Consider the following 19,836-nt stretch of genomic DNA (forward strand, 5'->3'; position numbering starts at 1 on the left):
ACATTGGGCGCTGAACGTCTATAATCTGCGCCCCACACTGAGGTAGAAAATGACTGTAACCACTTTTTCCGAACTTGAACTTGATGAAAGCCTTCTGGATGCGCTCCAGGATAAAGGCTTCACCCGCCCGACCGCTATCCAGGCGGCCGCCATTCCGCCTGCGCTCGACGGGCGTGATGTGCTCGGTTCTGCGCCGACAGGCACCGGTAAAACGGCAGCTTATCTGTTGCCGGCGTTGCAGCATCTGCTCGACTTCCCTCGCAAAAAATCGGGGCCGCCGCGTATTCTCATCCTGACGCCGACCCGCGAGCTTGCGATGCAGGTTGCCGAGCAGGCGCGTGAACTGGCAAAACACACGCATCTGGATATCGCCACTATTACCGGCGGTGTGGCGTATATGAACCACGCGGAAGTCTTCAGCGAAAACCAGGATATCGTAGTCGCGACCACCGGCCGCCTGCTGCAGTATATTAAAGAAGAAAACTTCGACTGCCGCGCCGTGGAAACGCTGATCCTTGACGAAGCCGACCGCATGCTGGATATGGGCTTTGCGCAGGATATCGAAACCATTGCGGGGGAAACCCGCTGGCGCAAGCAGACCATGCTGTTCTCCGCCACGCTTGAAGGCGACGCGATTAAAGACTTCGCCGAACGCCTGCTGGAAGAGCCGGTGGAAGTGTCCGCCACGCCGTCCACCCGCGAGCGTAAAAAAATCCACCAGTGGTACTACCGCGCCGATAACATCGAACATAAAACCGCGCTGCTGGTGCATCTGCTGAAACAACCGGAAGCCACCCGTTCTATCGTGTTTGTGCGTAAGCGCGATCGCGTGCATGAGCTGGCGAACTGGCTGCGCGAAGCGGGCATCAACAACTGCTATCTCGAAGGCGAAATGGTGCAGGTGAAGCGTAACGAAGCGATCAAACGCCTGACCGACGGCCGCGTTAACGTGCTTATCGCGACCGACGTCGCCGCGCGCGGTATTGATATCCCGGATGTCAGCCACGTGATTAACTTCGACATGCCGCGCACCGCCGATACCTATCTGCACCGCATTGGCCGTACCGCCCGCGCCGGACGTAAAGGCACCGCGATTTCGCTGGTCGAAGCGCATGACCACCTGCTGCTGGGCAAAGTGGGCCGCTACCTGAACGAGCCGCTGAAAGCCCGCGTGATTGACGAGCTGCGCCCGACCACGCGCGCGCCGAGTGAAAAACTCACCGGCAAGCCGTCGAAAAAAGCGCTCGCCAAACGCGAAGAGAAAAAGAAAGAGAAAGAAAAAGAGAAGCCGCGCGTGAAAAAACGTCACCGCGACACGAAAAATATCGGCAAGCGCCGCAAGCCGAGCAGCAACGCGGCACCGTCTTCCGACAGCGCCGAGTCATAAAAAAACCGCCAGCATCTGCTGGCGGTTTTTATTTGAACCGGCGGCACGCCGCCGGCCCTGCGTCTGAAATTACAGGCTTTCGGTAAAGGTACGGGCGATAACGTCGCGCTGCTGCTCAGGCGTCAGCGAGTTAAAGCGCACCGCATAGCCAGAAACACGGATGGTCAGCTGCGGATATTTTTCCGGATGTTTAACGGCATCTTCCAGCGTTTCGCGACGCAGCACGTTCACGTTCAGATGCTGACCGCCTTCCACGCGGACTTCCGGTTTGATTTCCATCGGAATTTCACGGTATTCGAACTGGCCGAGCTGGCTTACCGGCACGATGTCATCTTCATTAAAACCCGCTTTGGCGCAAACGCAGCGCGCTTCGCCTTTTTCGTTATCGAGCAGCCAGAAAGAATTCAGCAGTTCGTCATTAGCAGCTTTAGTAATCTGGATACCAGTAATCATAGGTTGCCTCCCTGTGGGCTTGTTTGATGCAGTAAGCCAGCGGGTGAGTGGTCAGGCGGCTGGCTAATTGGTAAAACCATTGTTGTCTTATTGTTTTATATACCACCAAAGGGCGGTGATTCTTTGATTTAAATCAAAATAAACCACTCGCCGAGTAAGGGTATATCACAAAGGAATTGTTTTACATCAACTTACGCGCCCGACTGCCGCCGAGAAGTTTTGAAAATCCGCACGTGGTGCCACACGGTTTTGTTCTTCGGATATAAGGCGTTAAGCTTAGGACACAGAAAATCGCAGGAGAGCGAGATGACAGATAAACTCACCTGGCACGACGTGCTGGCCGACGAAAAAGAAAAGCCGTACTTCCAGAAGATCCTGACCACCGTCGCCGCCGAGCGCGACGCGGGCGTCACCATTTACCCGCCGCAGAAGGATGTGTTCAACGCCTTTCGCTTTACCGAACTCGGCGATGTGAAAGTGGTGATCCTGGGGCAGGACCCTTACCACGGGCCAGGCCAGGCGCATGGCCTCGCGTTTTCGGTGCGTCCGGGCATCGCGCCGCCGCCTTCGCTGGTCAATATGTATAAAGAGCTGGAGCAGTCGATTCCTGGCTTTACCCGCCCTGCCCACGGATATCTGGAGAGCTGGGCGCGCCAGGGCGTCATGCTGCTCAATACCGTGCTGACCGTGCAGGCGGGCAAAGCGCATTCGCATGCGAATCTCGGCTGGGAGACGTTCACCGACAAAGTCATTTCGCTGATTAACGAACATCGTGAAGGCGTGGTGTTTCTGCTGTGGGGCTCTCACGCGCAGAAAAAAGGCGCGATTATCGACCGCGACCGCCATCATGTGTTGCAGGCGCCGCACCCGTCGCCGCTCTCGGCGCACCGCGGCTTTTTCGGCTGCGGCCATTTCGTAAAAACCAATCAGTATCTGGAAAGCCGCGGCGAGGCCCCCATCAACTGGACGCCGGTCGTGCCGGAAAACGCCCAATAAAAAACCTCCCGCAGGAGGTTTTCGCTGTTCATCACGCCAGCCTCACGCTGGCGTTTTTATTACGCTTTATTCTGACGCCACCACTCGGCGAGCAGCACGCCGGTCGCCACGGAGACGTTCAGGCTTTCCACGTTGCCGGTGCCGTCGATAGACAGGCTTAAATCCGCGTTCGCAAGCGTCGCTTCAGAAATCCCTTCGCGCTCCTGGCCCAGCACCAGCACCATTTTCTTCGGCAGCGTCGCTTTAAAGAGCGGCGTGCCTTTATGGCTGGAGGTGGTCACGATGGCGTAACCGGCCGCGCGGAACTGCGCCAGTGCGTCGCCGAAGCTGTCGCCGGTAATCGGCTCGACATGCTCTGCGCCGCCTTCTGCGGTACGTACCGCCGCGCCGGACTCCAGCAGCGAGGCATCCTGCACCACCACGCCTTTCACGCCGAAATGCGCGCAACTGCGCACGATGGCGCCGAGGTTATGCGGGTTGCCCACGTCTTCCAGCGCCAGCACGCAATCTTCTTCGCCAGCTTTACTCAGCCACTGCTCAACGCTCGCGCCGTTGCGTTTTTTGATAAGGAAGCAGACGCCGCCGTGGTGCTCGGTGCCGGACGCTTTGGTCAGCTCCGCGTCGTCCACAACGTGATACGCTTTGCGGTTGGCCGCCATCCAGCGCAGCGCTTCTTTAAAGCGCGGGGTCACGCTCTGGATAAACCAGGCGCGAACGATGGACTCAGGGCGGCTCTGGAACAGCGCCTGACAGGCGTTTTCGCCATAGACGCGGGTCTCTTCGGCGCGCTGACGGCGCAGCACTTCCGGGTCGATAAAGCTTTTACCGCTGATACCGCCGTGATCCGGCTTCTCAGGCGCTTCGGCGCCCGGCGCCCGGGATACGGTGCGCCACGGCGAGGCATCACGGTCGCGGTCACGGTCACGGCTGCGTTCACGGTCGGCCGGTCGGTCATTGCGCGCAGCACGACGACCGCCTTCCGGTTTACCGGCACCAGCGGGACGACCGCCGCCTTTACCGGTACGCGGGTTTGAGCTGCGTTTGTCCGTATTATCATCACTGCGGACATACATCACTTTGACCTTGCCGCTCTTGCCTTTAAATTCGTCGTTGTCGTTCATGCTTTTCTCCACCTGCGCTGCGCGAAGCGCGCAGATTACCCGATGTATCCACGCTTAGCCATTCTTTCGCGCAAAAGCTAATAACTATTGTACTCATTGGATAAAACGGTTTGAGCTACGAAACATTGTTGCAGATACTACGTAACATTATCGAAACATAGCCGGCGTTTCCGCGTCGGTTTCTGTCACCTGCAACCCAGAGGTTAGCTATGAATACCGTTTGTGCCGCCTGCCAGACTGTCAATCGCGTGGATGAAGAGCGTATTGAAGACGGCGCGAAGTGCGGCCGCTGTGGCCACGCGCTGTTTGACGGCGATGTGATTAACGCCACCAGCGAAACGCTGGATCAGCTGCTTAAAGATGACCTGCCGGTCGTTGTCGATTTCTGGGCACCGTGGTGCGGCCCGTGCCGCAGCTTTGCGCCCATCTTTGAAGATGTCGCCGAAGAGCGCAGCGGCAAAATCCGTTTTGTGAAAATTAACACCGAAGCGGAGCCTGAACTGAGCGCGCGTTTCCGCATTCGCAGTATCCCGACCATTATGATGTTCAAAAAGGGCCAGATGGTGGATATGCTCAACGGCGCCGTGCCTAAAGCCCCGTTCGACAGCTGGCTGAATGACGCCGTCAACGGCGCTGTATAACGCTTGCGGGGCGCATCTTGTGCCCCGTCTCTCCCTCTGCGACAATGGCGTTTTTGTCGACGCTAATGACTGAAAACGCCGTTCTTCGCCTGCGCGCCGAGCGCCTCGCGCGCGCCACCCGCCCTTTTCTCGCCCGCGGCAACCGCATTACGCGCTGTCAGCGCTGCCTGCTGCCCTTACGCCACTGCTTATGCGACACGCTGCAACCGCAGCAGGCCCGCAGCCGTTTCTGTCTGGTGATGTTTGACACCGAACCGATGAAGCCCAGCAATACCGGCAGGCTTATCGCCGATATTCTCCCGGATACTGAGGCGTTTCAGTGGTCGCGCACCGAGCCGCCTGCCGCGCTGCTTGAGCTGGTCGCGAACCCCGATTATCAGCCGCTGGTGGTTTTTCCGGCCTCCTATGCCGATCCGGGCCGTGACGTGCTGGGCGCCCCGCCGCGTACCGGCAAACCGCCGCTCTTTATTATGCTCGACGGCACCTGGACTGAAGCGCGCAAGATGTTTCGCAAAAGCCCTTATCTGGACGCGCTGCCGGTGATTTCGGTGGATTTAACGCGCGTGTCGGCGTATCAGCTGCGCGAGGCGCACGCCGACGGTCAGTACTGCACGGCGGAAGTGGCGATTGCTCTGCTGGACGGCGCGGGCGATACCGCTGCGGCGCAGGGCCTGAGCGATCACTTCGCGCTGTTTCGCGAGCGTTATCTCGCCGGTAAACCTCATCATCAGGGCAGCATCACAGCAGCGCAGGCAGAAAGCGTTTAAAATCATCAGGTCACTTCGACGCCGGAGGAAATGATGAGCCAACGTGGCCTGGAAGCGCTGTTACGTCCCAAATCCATCGCCGTGATAGGCGCCTCGATGAAACCTGACAGAGCCGGTTTTCTGATGATGCGCAATCTGCTGGCGGGCGGTTTCAGCGGGCCGATTCTGCCGGTGACGCCCGCCTGGAAGGCGGTGTGCGGCGTGCTGGCCTGGCCGGATGTCGCAAGCCTGCCGTTTACGCCCGATCTCGCCGTGCTCTGCACCCACGCAAAGCGCAACCTGGCGCTGCTGGAGGCGCTCGGCGAAAAAGGCTGCAAAACCTGCCTGGTGCTCTCATCGCCGCCGGAACAACATGCCGGGCTGCTCGCCTGCGCGGCGCGCTTTCAGATGCGGCTGCTTGGCCCGAACAGCTTAGGCCTGCTGGCGCCGTGGCAGGGCCTTAACGCGAGCTTTTCGCCGGTGCCGATCCGCAAAGGCAAGCTCGCGTTTATTTCGCAGTCCGCCGCCGTCTCCAATACCATTCTCGACTGGGCGCAGCAGCGCCAGCTCGGGTTTTCGTGGTTTATCGCGCTCGGCGACAGCCTCGATATCGATGTCGACGAACTGCTTGATTACCTGGCGCGCGACAGCAAAACCAGCGCCATTCTTCTCTATCTTGAACACCTGAGCGACGCCCGACGCTTTGTCTCCGCCGCGCGCAGCGCCTCGCGTAATAAGCCGATTCTGGTCATCAAGAGCGGCCGCAGCCCGAGCGCGCGCCGCCTGCTGAATACGCATGCGGGGCTCGACGCCGCCTGGGACGCCGCTATCCAGCGCGCCGGTCTGCTGCGCGTGCAGGACACCCATGAACTCTTCTCGGCGGTGGAAACGCTAAGCCATATGCGCCCGCTGCGCGGCGAGCGGCTGATGATTGTCAGCAACGGCGCGGCACCTGCCGCACTGGCGCTGGATGAACTCTGGCTGCGTCAGGGCAAACTCGCCACGCTGGACGACGCCCTGCTGGCCCGCCTGCAACAGGCGCTGCCGGAGGGCATTCAGGCCGACAACCCGCTCGATCTGCGCGACGACGCGACGCCCGCCCGTTATCTGCAAGCCATCGAAGCGCTGCTGGAAAGTCACGATGTTGACGCCCTGATGGTTATCCACTCCCCCAGCGCCGCCGCGCCCGGCAGCGAATGCGCGCGCGCGTTAATCGAGCTTTTCAACCGTCACCCGCGCGGAAAATATGTCACGCTCATCACCAACTGGGGCGGCGAGTTCTCTTCTCAGGAGGCGCGGCATCTCTTCAGCGAAGCGGGCATTCCGACCTACCGCACGCCGGAAGGCGCGGTCACCGCGTTTATGCATATGGTCGAGTATCGCCGTAACCAGAAACAACTGCGCGAAACCCCGGCGTTACCCGCCACACTGACGGCGGATACCGCCCAGGCGCACCGGCTGTTACAACAGGCGTGTGCCGAGGGCGTCACGCAGCTTGACACCCATGAAGTGCGCCCGATCCTTGAAGCCTACGGCCTGCAAACGCTGCCGACCTGGATTGCAGGCGACAGCGCCGAGGCAGTGCATATCGCGGGGCAGATTGGCTACCCGGTGGCGCTGAAGCTGCGCTCGCCGGATATTCCCCATAAATCCGAGGTGCAGGGCGTGATGCTCTATCTGCGCACCGCCCACGAGGTCCAGCGCGCGGCGGACGCGATGCTCGACCGGGTGAAAATGACCTGGCCGCAGGCGCGTATTCATGGCCTGCTGGTACAGAGCATGGCGAACCGCGCAGGCGCTCAGGAGTTACGGGTGGTGGTGGAGCATGATCCGGTCTTCGGCCCGTTGATTATGCTTGGCGAAGGCGGCGTGGAGTGGCGCCCCGAAGAACAAGCGGCGGTGGCGCTGCCCCCGCTGAACATGAATCTGGCGCGCTATCTGGTGATTCAGGCGATTAAGAGCGGCAAGATCCGTGGGCGCAGCGCGCTGCGTCCGCTGGATATTCCCGGCTTAAGCCAACTGCTGGTGCGGGTGTCCAACCTGGTGGTGGATTGCCCGGAGATAACGCGGCTGGATATTCATCCGCTGCTGGCCGCAGGCGGCGATTTCACCGCGCTCGACGTGACGCTGCAGCTGGCGCCCTTTAGCGGCGACGCGGACGCGCGTCTGGCGGTGCGCCCCTATCCGCACCGTTTAGAAGAGTGGGTGGTGCTGAAAAATGGCGAGCGCTGCCTGTTCCGCCCGATCCTTCCTGAAGATGAGCCGCAGCTACAGCGCTTTATCTCGCAGGTGACGAAAGAAGATCTTTATTACCGTTACTTTAGCGAGATCAATGAATTTACCCATGATGATTTAGCCAACATGACCCAGATCGACTACGATCGAGAAATGGCCTTTGTGGCGGTCCGTCAGCAGGCGGACGGCGAGGAGATCATCGGCGTGACGCGCGCGATTTCCGATCCGGATAATATCGACGCTGAGTTCGCGGTGCTGGTGCGCTCCGATTTAAAAGGGCTGGGACTGGGGCGTCGGCTGCTGGAAAAACTGATCGCCTACACCCGCGATCACGGGCTTTCACGGCTCAACGGCATCACGATGCCGCATAATCAGGGGATGGTGGCGCTGGCCCGCAAGCTTGGGTTTAGCGTCGATATTCAGCTGGATGAAGGCATCGTCGGGCTGAGTCTTGCGCTGACCAACCCCGCCGGTTCGTGAGTAAGGTACTGGAAATGTTGACCACATTTTTGGACAGTAATGATATTATCGTCCGCTTCCGTCGTCTGCATTGCACAGAAGACCATCCACTTCAGAGAAGATATGCACTGTGATGTTGTCAAAATTTAAACGCAATAAACATCAACAACACCTTGCCCAACTACCGAAGCTTTCTCAGTCAGTTGATGATGTCGCGTTCTATTTCTCCCCTGCCGATTTCCGCAAAACGCTGCTGGAAAAGATAGCCACGGCGACCACGCGTATTTGCATTATCGCGCTCTACCTTGAGCAGGACGATGGCGGCAAAGGCGTGATGTCGGCGCTCTATGACGCCAAACGTCAGCGTCCTGAGCTGGACATTAGCGTGCTGGTGGACTGGCATCGCGCGCAGCGCGGACGCATCGGGGTTGAAGCCTCGAACACCAATGCCGACTGGTACTGCCGCATGGCGCAGGAAAATCCTGGTGTCAGCGTGCCGGTGTACGGCGTGCCGGTGAATACCCGCGAAGCGCTGGGCGTGCTGCATTTCAAAGGCTTTATCATTGATGACAGCGTGCTGTACAGCGGCGCCAGCCTGAACGACGTTTATCTGCACCAGCACGATAAATACCGCTATGACCGCTACCACTGCATCCGTAACGCGAAGCTTGCCGACGTGATGCATGACTGGGTGCGCAATCAGCTGATGAACGGCCTCGCGGTGAACCGCCTGGATAATCCGGATCGTCCGAAAAGCCCGGAAATCAAAAACGACATTCGCCAGTTCCGCCATGCGCTGCGCGACGCCGCCTATCAATTTCAGGGCGATGCCGATAACGAACAGCTGGCCGTCACGCCGCTGGTGGGTCTTGGCAAATCGAGTCCGCTGAATAAAGCGATTTTCCACCTGATGCCCTGCGCCGAAGAGAAGCTGGTCATCTGCACGCCGTACTTTAACCTGCCGGCGGTGCTGGTGCGCAATATCATCGCGCTTCTGCGCGACGGCAAGAAAGTGGAAATCATCGTCGGCGACAAAACCGCGAACGACTTTTACATTCCGGAAGATCAGCCGTTTAAGATTATCGGCGCGCTGCCGTATCTCTATGAGATCAACCTGCGCCGCTTCTTAAGCCGCCTGCAATATTACGTCAACACCGATCAACTGGTAGTGCGCCTGTGGAAAGAAGGCGATAACAGCTACCATCTGAAAGGTATGTGGGTGGATGACGAGTGGATGCTGCTGACCGGCAATAACCTGAATCCGCGCGCCTGGCGTCTCGATCTGGAAAACGCGATCCTTATCCACGATCCGAAGCAGGAACTCGCCGCGCAGCGCGAGCATGAGCTGGAGACGATTCGCACGCACACGACGATCGTCAAACACTACCGCGACCTGCAAAGCATTGCCGATTATCCGGTGAAAGTGCGCAAACTTATCCGCCGCCTGCGCCGAATCCGTATCGATCGTCTGATTAGCCGTATTCTCTGACGTTTGTCGCTTAACGAAGCCCTGCCACGCAGGGCTTTTTTATGGAGAACGCTATGCGCGCCCTGCTGTTTGCCCTCGTTTTAACGCTTTGCGGCTGTAGCCATATGGCGCAGGACCGCTGGTCCGGTCAGGATAAAGCCCAGCATTTTTTAGGTTCGGCGCTGCTCTCGGCCGCCGGTAATGAGTATGCGCAGCGCCAGGGCCATTTGCCAGACAGGGCCGCCGCGTTCGGGCTGCTGTTTTCCGTCTCGCTCGGCATGGGGAAAGAGCTGTGGGACAGCCGCCCGGCAGGGAGCGGCTGGAGCTGGAAAGATCTGGCGTGGGACGTGGCGGGTGCAAGCGCGGGTTACGCCGTCTGGCAGATGGCAGGGCATTAAAGCCGCATGCCTTTTCCTTTACGATGCAGTTTCAGTGAAACCACAAACGCGACGGCCCCCATCGCCGAAACGTACCAGAAAAACGCGGTTTCTGAACCGAGCGATTTAAGCGAAAGCGCCACATACTCCGCCGAACCGCCAAACAGCGCGTTGGCGACGGCATACGAAAGCCCGACGCCGAGCGCGCGCACCTGCGCCGGGAACATCTCCGCCTTAACGATGCCGCTGATGGACGTATAAAAACTTACAATCAGCAGCGCCAGCATTACCAGCCCGAACGCGGCCAGCGGTGAAGTGACATTTTGCAGGGCCATCAGAATGGGCACGGTGCAGAGCGTGGCGAGCGCGCTGAAGCAGAGCATTGAGCTGCGCCGGCCAATGCGGTCAGAAAGCGCGCCGAAGAGCGGCTGTAACAGCATGAACAGGAACAGCGCGCCGGTCATCACCATACTCGCCGTGTTCGCATGCATCCCCGCCGTGTTGACGAGGTATTTCTGCATGTAAGTGGTGAAGGTGTAAAAACTCAGCGAACCGGCGGCGGTAAACCCGAGCACCATGATAAATGCCCGACGGTTGCGCCAGAGCCCTTTCATCGAACCGGCTTCTTTCAGCGCGCGCGTTTCCTGCTGTGAGGTTTCATCCAGCGAGCGGCGCAGCCACAGCGCCACGATCGCCAGCACCGCGCCAAGCGCGAACGGAATACGCCAGCCCCAGGCGTGCAGGTCGGCATCAGGAAGGATCTGTTGCAGCAGCACCACGACCAGCAGCGCCATTAACTGCCCGCCGATGAGCGTGACGTACTGAAAGGAGGCATAAAACCCCTTCCGCCCTTCGATGGCCACTTCGCTCATATAGGTCGCGCTGGTGCCATACTCGCCGCCGACCGACAGCCCCTGAAACAGGCGCGCCAGTAACAAAAGAAGCGGCGCCCAGGTGCCGATCACCGCATAGCCCGGCAGACAGGCGATAACGAGCGAGCCGAAACACATCATACAGACCGAAATCAGCATGGAGGTTTTACGCCCGTGCTTGTCGGCGATATAGCCAAACAGCCAGCCGCCGATCGGGCGCATCAGAAAGCCCGCCGCAAAGATGCCCGCCGTTTGTAGCAGCTGCGTTGTACTGTTGTCGGAGGGGAAGAAGATATGCGCGAAATAGAGCGAGCAGAACGAGTAGACGTAGAAATCGAACCATTCCACCAGATTGCCTGATGACGCGCCAACAATCGCCCAGACCCGACGGCGGGTATCGCTGGAAGTCAAAGACGGTTTCTCCGTCCGGGCCGCAGTTTCAGTCATGTGTCTCTCCTTGTTCCAGCCCGACGCACGAAGAGTGTCAGGGCAAGCAGCGGGCAATACGTTTATCTTGTTAATTCTATGTTAACAAATCGGGATGAGGGAGCGGCTGTTTTATGGCGCTCTACCCCCATTTTTCCTGGTGCGCTTTTTTACGCCGCAGATAGTCCTCATCTGCCCGAATACGATCCCACCAGCCTTTAAACACGGTCGCCGCCGCGGCTTTCACCGGATCGTTGCCGCGCGGGTTGAGGTTACGATCTTCATCATACTTTTTACCGCCTTTGTAGTTGGCGTAGCGCCGGGCGCGGGTGTAGCCCATCTGAATAAATTTGCGCGCCATGTCCATTCCGACAAAGTCGTCTTTTTTCCGATACTCCTCGAACAACTGATAGATTTTTTCCGCCGAGGCGTTGGCGCTCTCCTCATCTTTGTAGCGCCAGTACGGGAGGATTTCACTTTTGTAAGGTTCAACCAGCAGTACGCCCTGCTCCCCACGTCCGACCTGATAACGTTCCGGGTGCGCGCGAAAGTCGATACTGGCGAAGTCCTGCTCGTAATCAAACGTTTTGCTGCTCACGGGAAAACCTCATTCTTTTGCGACTCGTATAACCATAGCAGGCTTCAGAGAACTCCCGCTTTTCGCGGACCGACGGGAAGTGGGCTACCCTTCAACAGGTTACCTTTCGAGCGCAGCTCAGGCTTATGCGCACACTCACCTGACGCGAGGCACGATAATGACCAAAAAAACCAGCGACTTCTTTGTAGAACGACTCAAAGCGTGGGGCGTCACCCGCATTTATGGCTACCCGGGCGACGGGATTAACGGCGTGCTTGGGGCCCTCCAGCGCGCCGACAAGGCGGGCGACGGCATTGAATTTATCCAGGTACGCCATGAAGAGATGGCGGCGTTTATGGCCTGCGCCCATGCGAAGTTCACCGGCGAGCCGGGCGTTTGCCTGTCGACCGGCGGACCGGGCGCCACGCATTTACTGACCGGCCTGTATGACGCGCGCATGGACCATGTACCGGTCATCGCCATCGCGGGCCAGGCGGAGGTGACCGCACGCGGCGCGAACTATCAGCAGGAGCTGAATCTCGATCGCGTATTTAGCGATGTGGCGAGCTTTATTCAGGAGGCGGCCACGCCCGCGCAGCTGCGCCATCTGGTGGACAGGGGCGTGCGGATCGCGAAAGCGAATAATGGCGTGACGGTGCTGATACTGCCGAAAGATGTGCAGGATGAACCGTGGCAGGAGCCGCAGCACGCGCACGGCTTTACGCATTCCGGGCCGGGCTATCAGCGCCCCCATGTTATTCCTCATCAGTACGATCTCCAGCGCGCCGCGGATATCCTTAACGACGGTAAAAAAGTCGCGATCCTGATTGGCGCCGGGGCCCGTGAAGCCGCAGTAGAGGTGGTACAGGCGGCGAATCTGCTTGGCGCGGGCGTGGCCAAAGCCCTGCTCGGCAAAGATGTGCTGCCGGATGACGCGCCCTTTGTCACCGGGTGTATCGGCCTGCTCGGCACCGAGCCGTCGTGGGATCTGATGCAGGGGTGCGATACGCTCCTGATGATTGGCACCGGCTTCCCGTGGACGGAATTCCTGCCCAAAGAAGGCCAGGCGCGGGCGGTGCAAATCGATGTGGATGCCTCGATGCTTGGCCTGCGTTACCCGACCGAAGTGAACCTGCACGGCGACGCGGCGAGTACCTTACAGGCGCTGCTGCCGCTGCTCAGGCGTAAAGAAGACCGCCACTGGCAGGAGAAGATTGCGGTTTCCGTGCAGGCGTGGTGGGAGAAAATGGAAGAGCGGGCGATGGCGAAAGCAAACCCGGTCAACCCGCAGCGCGTGGTGTGGGAGATGTCGCCGCTGCTGCCCGATAACGCCATCGTGACATCAGACTCCGGCTCCTGCGCTAACTGGTTCGCGCGCGATTTCCGTATCAAACAGGGGCAACGGGCGTCACTTTCCGGTGGTCTCGCCTGTATGGGCGCCGCCGTGCCGTATGCGATTGCCGCGAAATTCGCGTTCCCGGAAAAACCCGTGGTGGCCCTGGTCGGCGACGGCGCGATGCAGATGAATAATATGGCGGAGCTGATTACTATTCAGAAATACTGGCAGCAGTGGTCCGATCCGCGATTGATCGTCTGTGTGTTTAACAATCAGGATCTGAATCAGGTCACCTGGGAGCAGCGGATCATGGAAGGCAACCCGCGCTTCGCCGCGACGCAGGATGTTCCGGATGTGCCTTACGCGCAGTTTGCCGAGTCTCTTGGGTTAAAAGGCATTTATGTGGACGATCCGCAACGGCTACAGACCGCGTGGCAGGAAGCGCTGACTGCTGACCGCCCGGTGGTGCTGGAGGTGAAAACCGATCCGGAAGTGGCACCGCTGCCACCGCACATCCGTTTCGCGCAGGCCAAAGGGTTTATGTCATCCATGGCGAAAGGCGATGGCGGAGCAGGCAAAGTACTCGCTGATACTGCTCATCAGGTGCTAAGCACCGTCCTGCCCGGCAAGAAAGCGTAACGAGACGGCTCCTCAGCTCGCTGGGGAGCCTTCTGTCATTACTTACGCAGTAACTTTTGCAGCCGACGCTGCTGCCATTGCGCAATCCACTCACGCAGTAAAAACAAGCGAATCCCTTTCATCAGTAATAACGCACCCCAGATAGCAATGACCCACAGTGACCAGTGGCTTTGCGGCGCGGTATAACGGTTCAACAGGAAAAGCGCCCCGCAAACGATAAGCGCAGTGGTAAGGCTGCGGTAAAAAAGGCGTTCTTCATCAAGCCGCTGGCGTGCAAGCGTAATGGCGTCATCCAGTGGGCCTGCAGCATTAAGCGGCTCGCCAGTCAGCGCTTCAATACGCGTTTCAAAAACGGCGGCGAGCGCGCTTAAGGTTTCGAGCGACGGCGGCTCGCCTTTCTCAATGCGCTGAATGGTGCGGACGCTGACCGAGGCGAGTTCGGCCAGTTGCTCCTGTGACCAGGCGCGGGCGAGCCGAAGCGAGCGAATACGATTTTCCATCTGCATATCTGTAACCTTCTGTCTGAGGAAATGTGATGAACAGTATTGCGCGCTGAACGCTGTGGCCGCCACGACACGGCCCCGACAGCGACCTGACAGCGACCTGACAGCGTGGCGACAGGCGGCTGACGCGGCCTCAGGGCTTACTAATGAGTAAGAGCAGGATAGGCGGTGATAAAGTGTGGGGCAAGTGTGGCTAAGCCTGGTGGTATGAAGAAGAGGGAAAGCGTGCAGGGTGTACGAAAGAAAATGCAATATAAAACGTAGTCTCGCGCGTAAGCCGGGGAGACAAAAGCGGGGATGGTGATCCTTACGTCGGGTAGATGGAATATGCAGTGCGGGCATAGTGCGGTGGGTTGTTGAGGGGGGAAAAGGCGGGGCTGATGCTGTTGTCTGGTACGCTTAAAAGCAAAAACCCCTCAGCATCGCTGAGGGGTTCTTTATTTGATGCCTGGCAGTTCCCTACTCTCGCATGGGGAGACCCCACACTACCATCGGCGCTACGGCGTTTCACTTCTGAGTTCGGCATGGGGTCAGGTGGGACCACCGCGCTACAGCCGCCAGGCAAATTCTGTCCGTCCACCGCTTACGCCATGAACGTTTATCCGTCACAAGCTGAATTGTCTCTCAACACGCCAGACTTCTTTGGCGTTGTAAGGTTAAGCCTCACGGTTCATTAGTACCGGTTAGCTCAACGCATCGCTGCGCTTACACACCCGGCCTATCAACGTCGTCGTCTTCAACGTTCCTTCAGGAGACTTATAGTCTCAGGGAGAACTCATCTCGGGGCAAGTTTCGTGCTTAGATGCTTTCAGCACTTATCTCTTCCGCATTTAGCTACCGGGCAGTGCCATTGGCATGACAACCCGAACACCAGTGATGCGTCCACTCCGGTCCTCTCGTACTGGGAGCAGCCCCCCTCAATTCTCCAGCGCCCACGGCAGATAGGGACCGAACTGTCTCACGACGTTCTAAACCCAGCTCGCGTACCACTTTAAATGGCGAACAGCCATACCCTTGGGACCTACTTCAGCCCCAGGATGTGATGAGCCGACATCGAGGTGCCAAACACCGCCGTCGATATGAACTCTTGGGCGGTATCAGCCTGTTATCCCCGGAGTACCTTTTATCCGTTGAGCGATGGCCCTTCCATACAGAACCACCGGATCACTATGACCTGCTTTCGCACCTGCTCGAGCCGTCACTCTCGCAGTCAAGCCAGCTTATGCCATTGCACTAACCTCCTGATGTCCGACCAGGATTAGCTGACCTTCGTGCTCCTCCGTTACACTTTGGGAGGAGACCGCCCCAGTCAAACTACCCACCAGACACTGTCCCCACGCCAGATTATGGCGCCAGGTTAGAACATCAAACATTAAAGGGTGGTATTTCAAGGTTGGCTCCACGCAGACTGGCGTCCACGCTTCAAAGCCTCCCACCTATCCTACACATCAAGGCTCAATGTTCAGTGTCAAGCTGTAGTAAAGGTTCACGGGGTCTTTCCGTCTTGCCGCGGGTACACTGCATCTTCACAGCGAGTTCAATTTCACTGAGTCTCGGGTGGAGACAGCCTGGCCATCATTACGCCATTCGTGCAGGTCGGAACTTACCCGACAAGGAATTTCGCTACCTTAGGACCGTTATAGTTACGGCCGCCGTTTACCGGGGCTTCGATCAGGAGCTTCTCTTGCGATAACCCCATCAATTAACCTTCCGGCACCGGGCAGGCGTCACACCGTATACGTCCACTTTCGTGTTTGCACAGTGCTGTGTTTTTAATAAACAGTTGCAGCCAGCTGGTATCTTCGACTGACTTCAGCTCCACCCGCAGGGGCTTCACCTACATGTCAGCGTGCCTTCTCCCGAAGTTACGGCACCATTTTGCCTAGTTCCTTCACCCGAGTTCTCTCAAGCGCCTTGGTATTCTCTACCTGACCACCTGTGTCGGTTTGGGGTACGATTTGATGTTACCTGATGCTTAGAGGCTTTTCCTGGAAGCAGGGCATTTGTTACTTCAGCACCGTAGTGCCTCGTCATCACGCCTCAGTGTTAAAGTGAACCGGATTTACCTGGAACACACACCTACACGCTTAAACCGGGACAACCGTCGCCCGGCCAACATAGCCTTCTCCGTCCCCCCTTCGCAGTAACACCAAGTACAGGAATATTAACCTGTTTCCCATCGACTACGCCTTTCGGCCTCGCCTTAGGGGTCGACTCACCCTGCCCCGATTAACGTTGGACAGGAACCCTTGGTCTTCCGGCGAGCGGGCTTTTCACCCGCTTTATCGTTACTTATGTCAGCATTCGCACTTCTGATACCTCCAGCATGCCTCACAGCACACCTTCACAGGCTTACAGAACGCTCCCCTACCCAACAACACATAGTGTCGCTGCCGCAGCTTCGGTGCATGGTTTAGCCCCGTTACATCTTCCGCGCAGGCCGACTCGACCAGTGAGCTATTACGCTTTCTTTAAATGATGGCTGCTTCTAAGCCAACATCCTGGCTGTCTGTGCCTTCCCACATCGTTTCCCACTTAACCATGACTTTGGGACCTTAGCTGGCGGTCTGGGTTGTTTCCCTCTTCACGACGGACGTTAGCACCCGCCGTGTGTCTCCCGTGATAACATTCTTCGGTATTCGTAGTTTGCATCGGGTTGGTAAGCCGGGATGGCCCCCTAGCCGAAACAGTGCTCTACCCCCGAAGATGAGTTCACGAGGCGCTACCTAAATAGCTTTCGGGGAGAACCAGCTATCTCCCGGTTTGATTGGCCTTTCACCCCCAGCCACAGGTCATCCGCTAATTTTTCAACATTAGTCGGTTCGGTCCTCCAGTTAGTGTTACCCAACCTTCAACCTGCCCATGGCTAGATCACCGGGTTTCGGGTCTATACCCTGCAACTTAACGCCCAATTAAGACTCGGTTTCCCTTCGGCTCCCCTATACGGTTAACCTTGCTACAGAATATAAGTCGCTGACCCATTATACAAAAGGTACGCAGTCACCCTCTTACGAAGGCTCCCACTGCTTGTACGTACACGGTTTCAGGTTCTGTTTCACTCCCCTCGCCGGGGTTCTTTTCGCCTTTCCCTCACGGTACTGGTTCACTATCGGTCAGTCAGGAGTATTTAGCCTTGGAGGATGGTCCCCCCATCTTCAGACAGGATATCACGTGTCCCGCCCTACTCATCGAGCTCACAGCCTGTGTGCCTTCGTGTACGGGGCTGTCACCCTGTATCGCCGGCCTTTCCAGACCGTTCCACTGACATACAAACTGATTCAGGCTCTGGGCTGTTCCCCGTTCGCTCGCCGCTACTGGGGGAATCTCGGTTGATTTCTTTTCCTCGGGGTACTTAGATGTTTCAGTTCCCCCGGTTCGCCTCACAGCACTATGTATTCATGCTGAGATAGTGTGACGAATCACACTGGGTTTCCCCATTCGGACATCGCCGGCTATAACGGTTCATATCACCTTACCGGCGCTTTTCGCAGATTAGCACGTCCTTCATCGCCTCTGACTGCCAGGGCATCCACCGTGTACGCTTGTTCGCTTAACCTCACAACCCGAAGAAGTCTTCGTGCTGCGAGTTTGAGAGACTCTGACACACCGCGCATTCCTTATTTACGGAAGAATGCAACAGCGTGTCTGTTTCAATTTTCAGCTTGTTCCGGATTGTTAAAGAGCAAATACTTCGCAGTATACTCAGGGAGTACACTCTGAAGTGATGGTGGAGCTATGCGGGATCGAACCGCAGACCTCCTGCGTGCAAAGCAGGCGCTCTCCCAGCTGAGCTATAGCCCCATCGTAGTTAAACCTCTGCAACTCCGTGCGGAGTTGGTAGGCCTGAGTGGACTTGAACCACCGACCTCACCCTTATCAGGGGTGCGCTCTAACCACCTGAGCTACAAGCCTGTAGAGGTTTTGCTTCTTTACTTTCTATCAGACAATCTGTGTGAGCACTACGAGGTTGTATCTTGCAGGTAAGGAGGTGATCCAACCGCAGGTTCCCCTACGGTTACCTTGTTACGACTTCACCCCAGTCATGAATCACAAAGTGGTAAGCGCCCTCCCGAAGGTTAAGCTACCTACTTCTTTTGCAACCCACTCCCATGGTGTGACGGGCGGTGTGTACAAGGCCCGGGAACGTATTCACCGTGGCATTCTGATCCACGATTACTAGCGATTCCGACTTCATGGAGTCGAGTTGCAGACTCCAATCCGGACTACGACGCACTTTATGAGGTCCGCTTGCTCTCGCGAGGTCGCTTCTCTTTGTATGCGCCATTGTAGCACGTGTGTAGCCCTGGTCGTAAGGGCCATGATGACTTGACGTCATCCCCACCTTCCTCCGGTTTATCACCGGCAGTCTCCTTTGAGTTCCCACCATTACGTGCTGGCAACAAAGGATAAGGGTTGCGCTCGTTGCGGGACTTAACCCAACATTTCACAACACGAGCTGACGACAGCCATGCAGCACCTGTCTCAGAGTTCCCGAAGGCACTCCCGCATCTCTGCAGGATTCTCTGGATGTCAAGACCAGGTAAGGTTCTTCGCGTTGCATCGAATTAAACCACATGCTCCACCGCTTGTGCGGGCCCCCGTCAATTCATTTGAGTTTTAACCTTGCGGCCGTACTCCCCAGGCGGTCGACTTAACGCGTTAGCTCCGGAAGCCACGCCTCAAGGGCACAACCTCCAAGTCGACATCGTTTACGGCGTGGACTACCAGGGTATCTAATCCTGTTTGCTCCCCACGCTTTCGCACCTGAGCGTCAGTCTTCGTCCAGGGGGCCGCCTTCGCCACCGGTATTCCTCCAGATCTCTACGCATTTCACCGCTACACCTGGAATTCTACCCCCCTCTACGAGACTCAAGCTTGCCAGTTTCAAATGCAGTTCCCAGGTTGAGCCCGGGGATTTCACATCTGACTTAACAAACCGCCTGCGTGCGCTTTACGCCCAGTAATTCCGATTAACGCTTGCACCCTCCGTATTACCGCGGCTGCTGGCACGGAGTTAGCCGGTGCTTCTTCTGCGAGTAACGTCAATTGCTGTGGTTATTAACCACAACACCTTCCTCCTCGCTGAAAGTACTTTACAACCCGAAGGCCTTCTTCATACACGCGGCATGGCTGCATCAGGCTTGCGCCCATTGTGCAATATTCCCCACTGCTGCCTCCCGTAGGAGTCTGGACCGTGTCTCAGTTCCAGTGTGGCTGGTCATCCTCTCAGACCAGCTAGGGATCGTCGCCTAGGTGAGCCTTTACCCCACCTACTAGCTAATCCCATCTGGGCACATCTGATGGCATGAGGCCCGAAGGTCCCCCACTTTGGTCCGAAGACGTTATGCGGTATTAGCTACCGTTTCCAGTAGTTATCCCCCTCCATCAGGCAGTTTCCCAGACATTACTCACCCGTCCGCCGCTCGTCAGCAAATCAGCAAGCTGATTCCTGTTACCGCCCGACTTGCATGTGTTAGGCCTGCCGCCAGCGTTCAATCTGAGCCATGATCAAACTCTTCAATTAAAGTTTGATGCTCAAAGAATTAAACTGTTAGTTCGTAATGAATTAACTGTTGTTCACTTGAGACTTGATAATCATT

The 19,836-nt window shown here is 57.5% G+C and carries 13 protein-coding genes, 2 tRNA genes and 3 rRNA genes; 8 read left to right on the top strand and 10 right to left on the bottom strand.

From position 1 onward, the window contains the following. Window positions 1–49: 49 nt before the first annotated feature. Window positions 50–1,387: an ATP-dependent RNA helicase SrmB gene (gene srmB / locus AFK67_RS15405; RefSeq protein WP_038883061.1), complete on the top strand. Its 1,338-nt coding sequence runs from the start codon at window positions 50–52 to the stop codon at window positions 1,385–1,387. A gap of 69 nt (window positions 1,388–1,456) precedes the next feature. Here the strand turns inward: srmB and grcA are convergent, their stop codons facing one another. Next, on the bottom strand, window positions 1,457–1,840 hold the full coding sequence (gene grcA / locus AFK67_RS15410; protein WP_007728348.1) for an autonomous glycyl radical cofactor GrcA: 384 nt from the start codon (window positions 1,838–1,840) through the stop codon (window positions 1,457–1,459). Between the two features lie 306 nt (window positions 1,841–2,146). Between grcA and ung the strand changes: the two genes are divergently transcribed. Then, window positions 2,147–2,836: a uracil-DNA glycosylase gene (gene ung, locus AFK67_RS15415; protein WP_007728349.1), complete on the top strand. Its 690-nt coding sequence runs from the start codon at window positions 2,147–2,149 to the stop codon at window positions 2,834–2,836. Between the two features lie 59 nt (window positions 2,837–2,895). Here the strand turns inward: ung and AFK67_RS15420 are convergent, their stop codons facing one another. Next, window positions 2,896–3,957: a tRNA/rRNA methyltransferase gene (locus tag AFK67_RS15420; RefSeq protein WP_007728350.1), complete on the bottom strand. Its 1,062-nt coding sequence runs from the start codon at window positions 3,955–3,957 to the stop codon at window positions 2,896–2,898. Window positions 3,958–4,166: 209 nt separating this feature from the next. Between AFK67_RS15420 and trxC the strand changes: the two genes are divergently transcribed. From trxC to AFK67_RS15445, 5 genes are all read left to right on the top strand, one after another. Beyond that, window positions 4,167–4,598 carry a thioredoxin TrxC gene (trxC, locus tag AFK67_RS15425; RefSeq protein WP_007728351.1) on the top strand — a complete coding sequence of 144 codons (432 nt, stop codon included), beginning with the start codon at window positions 4,167–4,169 and terminating at the stop codon, window positions 4,596–4,598. A gap of 65 nt (window positions 4,599–4,663) precedes the next feature. Further along, a complete protein-coding gene (locus AFK67_RS15430; RefSeq protein WP_032967510.1) occupies window positions 4,664–5,365 on the top strand; it encodes a tRNA-uridine aminocarboxypropyltransferase in 702 nt (233 codons plus the stop codon). 33 nt (window positions 5,366–5,398) lie between these two features. Further along, entirely contained in the window at window positions 5,399–8,059 is a 2,661-nt protein-coding gene (locus AFK67_RS15435) for a bifunctional acetate--CoA ligase family protein/GNAT family N-acetyltransferase (RefSeq protein WP_038883059.1), read from the top strand. 112 nt (window positions 8,060–8,171) lie between these two features. After that, the gene (gene pssA, locus AFK67_RS15440; protein WP_007728354.1) at window positions 8,172–9,527 is read left to right on the top strand and encodes a CDP-diacylglycerol--serine O-phosphatidyltransferase; all 1,356 of its coding nucleotides are present in this window, start codon (window positions 8,172–8,174) and stop codon (window positions 9,525–9,527) included. Window positions 9,528–9,580: 53 nt separating this feature from the next. Further along, the gene (locus AFK67_RS15445) at window positions 9,581–9,904 is read left to right on the top strand and encodes a YfiM family lipoprotein (protein WP_007728355.1); all 324 of its coding nucleotides are present in this window, start codon (window positions 9,581–9,583) and stop codon (window positions 9,902–9,904) included. Here the strand turns inward: AFK67_RS15445 and AFK67_RS15450 are convergent. Then, window positions 9,901–11,202 (bottom strand): MFS transporter, encoded by a 1,302-nt coding sequence (locus AFK67_RS15450; RefSeq protein WP_007728358.1) that lies wholly within the window; start codon window positions 11,200–11,202, stop codon window positions 9,901–9,903. The genes AFK67_RS15445 and AFK67_RS15450 overlap by 4 nt on opposite strands. Window positions 11,203–11,323: 121 nt before the next feature. Beyond that, window positions 11,324–11,779 carry a DUF4385 domain-containing protein gene (locus AFK67_RS15455; RefSeq protein ID WP_007728361.1) on the bottom strand — a complete coding sequence of 152 codons (456 nt, stop codon included), beginning with the start codon at window positions 11,777–11,779 and terminating at the stop codon, window positions 11,324–11,326. Between the two features lie 157 nt (window positions 11,780–11,936). Between AFK67_RS15455 and AFK67_RS15460 the strand changes: the two genes are divergently transcribed. Next, a complete protein-coding gene (locus tag AFK67_RS15460; protein ID WP_007728363.1) occupies window positions 11,937–13,733 on the top strand; it encodes a thiamine pyrophosphate-requiring protein in 1,797 nt (598 codons plus the stop codon). A 38-nt stretch (window positions 13,734–13,771) separates the two neighbouring features. Here AFK67_RS15460 and AFK67_RS15465 read toward each other — a convergent pair whose 3' ends face one another. From AFK67_RS15465 to AFK67_RS15490, 6 genes are all read right to left on the bottom strand, one after another. Further along, complete coding sequence (locus tag AFK67_RS15465; RefSeq protein ID WP_007728364.1) at window positions 13,772–14,239, bottom strand: helix-turn-helix domain-containing protein; 468 nt, start codon at window positions 14,237–14,239, stop codon at window positions 13,772–13,774. A gap of 443 nt (window positions 14,240–14,682) precedes the next feature. Next, window positions 14,683–14,798 (bottom strand): 5S ribosomal RNA (rrf, locus tag AFK67_RS15470). A 90-nt stretch (window positions 14,799–14,888) separates the two neighbouring features. Then, window positions 14,889–17,792, bottom strand: a 23S ribosomal RNA gene (locus AFK67_RS15475). 169 nt (window positions 17,793–17,961) lie between these two features. Beyond that, window positions 17,962–18,037: transfer RNA gene (locus tag AFK67_RS15480), tRNA-Ala, on the bottom strand. Window positions 18,038–18,071: 34 nt separating this feature from the next. Continuing rightward, window positions 18,072–18,148: transfer RNA gene (locus AFK67_RS15485), tRNA-Ile, on the bottom strand. Window positions 18,149–18,217: 69 nt separating this feature from the next. Further along, window positions 18,218–19,760 (bottom strand): 16S ribosomal RNA (locus AFK67_RS15490). The 16S, 23S and 5S rRNA genes sit together here with 2 tRNA genes alongside, the layout of an rRNA operon. Window positions 19,761–19,836 lie beyond the last annotated feature (76 nt).

Origin of the sequence: Cronobacter dublinensis subsp. dublinensis LMG 23823 (genome assembly GCF_001277235.1) — a bacterium.
Classification (GTDB): domain Bacteria; phylum Pseudomonadota; class Gammaproteobacteria; order Enterobacterales; family Enterobacteriaceae; genus Cronobacter; species Cronobacter dublinensis.

What these genes read in the sequence shown, in the direction of transcription:
- pssA (WP_007728354.1), top strand. Translation starts at nt 8,172, where the DNA reads ATGTTGTCAAAATTTAAACGCAATAAACATCAACAACACCTTGCCCAA.
- srmB (WP_038883061.1), top strand. Translation starts at nt 50, where the DNA reads ATGACTGTAACCACTTTTTCCGAACTTGAACTTGATGAAAGCCTTCTG.
- grcA (WP_007728348.1), bottom strand. Translation starts at nt 1,840, where the DNA reads ATGATTACTGGTATCCAGATTACTAAAGCTGCTAATGACGAACTGCTG.
- AFK67_RS15430 (WP_032967510.1), top strand. Translation starts at nt 4,664, where the DNA reads ATGACTGAAAACGCCGTTCTTCGCCTGCGCGCCGAGCGCCTCGCGCGC.
- AFK67_RS15460 (WP_007728363.1), top strand. Translation starts at nt 11,937, where the DNA reads ATGACCAAAAAAACCAGCGACTTCTTTGTAGAACGACTCAAAGCGTGG.
- trxC (WP_007728351.1), top strand. Translation starts at nt 4,167, where the DNA reads ATGAATACCGTTTGTGCCGCCTGCCAGACTGTCAATCGCGTGGATGAA.
- AFK67_RS15435 (WP_038883059.1), top strand. Translation starts at nt 5,399, where the DNA reads ATGAGCCAACGTGGCCTGGAAGCGCTGTTACGTCCCAAATCCATCGCC.
- ung (WP_007728349.1), top strand. Translation starts at nt 2,147, where the DNA reads ATGACAGATAAACTCACCTGGCACGACGTGCTGGCCGACGAAAAAGAA.
- AFK67_RS15450 (WP_007728358.1), bottom strand. Translation starts at nt 11,202, where the DNA reads ATGACTGAAACTGCGGCCCGGACGGAGAAACCGTCTTTGACTTCCAGC.
- AFK67_RS15465 (WP_007728364.1), bottom strand. Translation starts at nt 14,239, where the DNA reads ATGCAGATGGAAAATCGTATTCGCTCGCTTCGGCTCGCCCGCGCCTGG.
- AFK67_RS15445 (WP_007728355.1), top strand. Translation starts at nt 9,581, where the DNA reads ATGCGCGCCCTGCTGTTTGCCCTCGTTTTAACGCTTTGCGGCTGTAGC.
- AFK67_RS15420 (WP_007728350.1), bottom strand. Translation starts at nt 3,957, where the DNA reads ATGAACGACAACGACGAATTTAAAGGCAAGAGCGGCAAGGTCAAAGTG.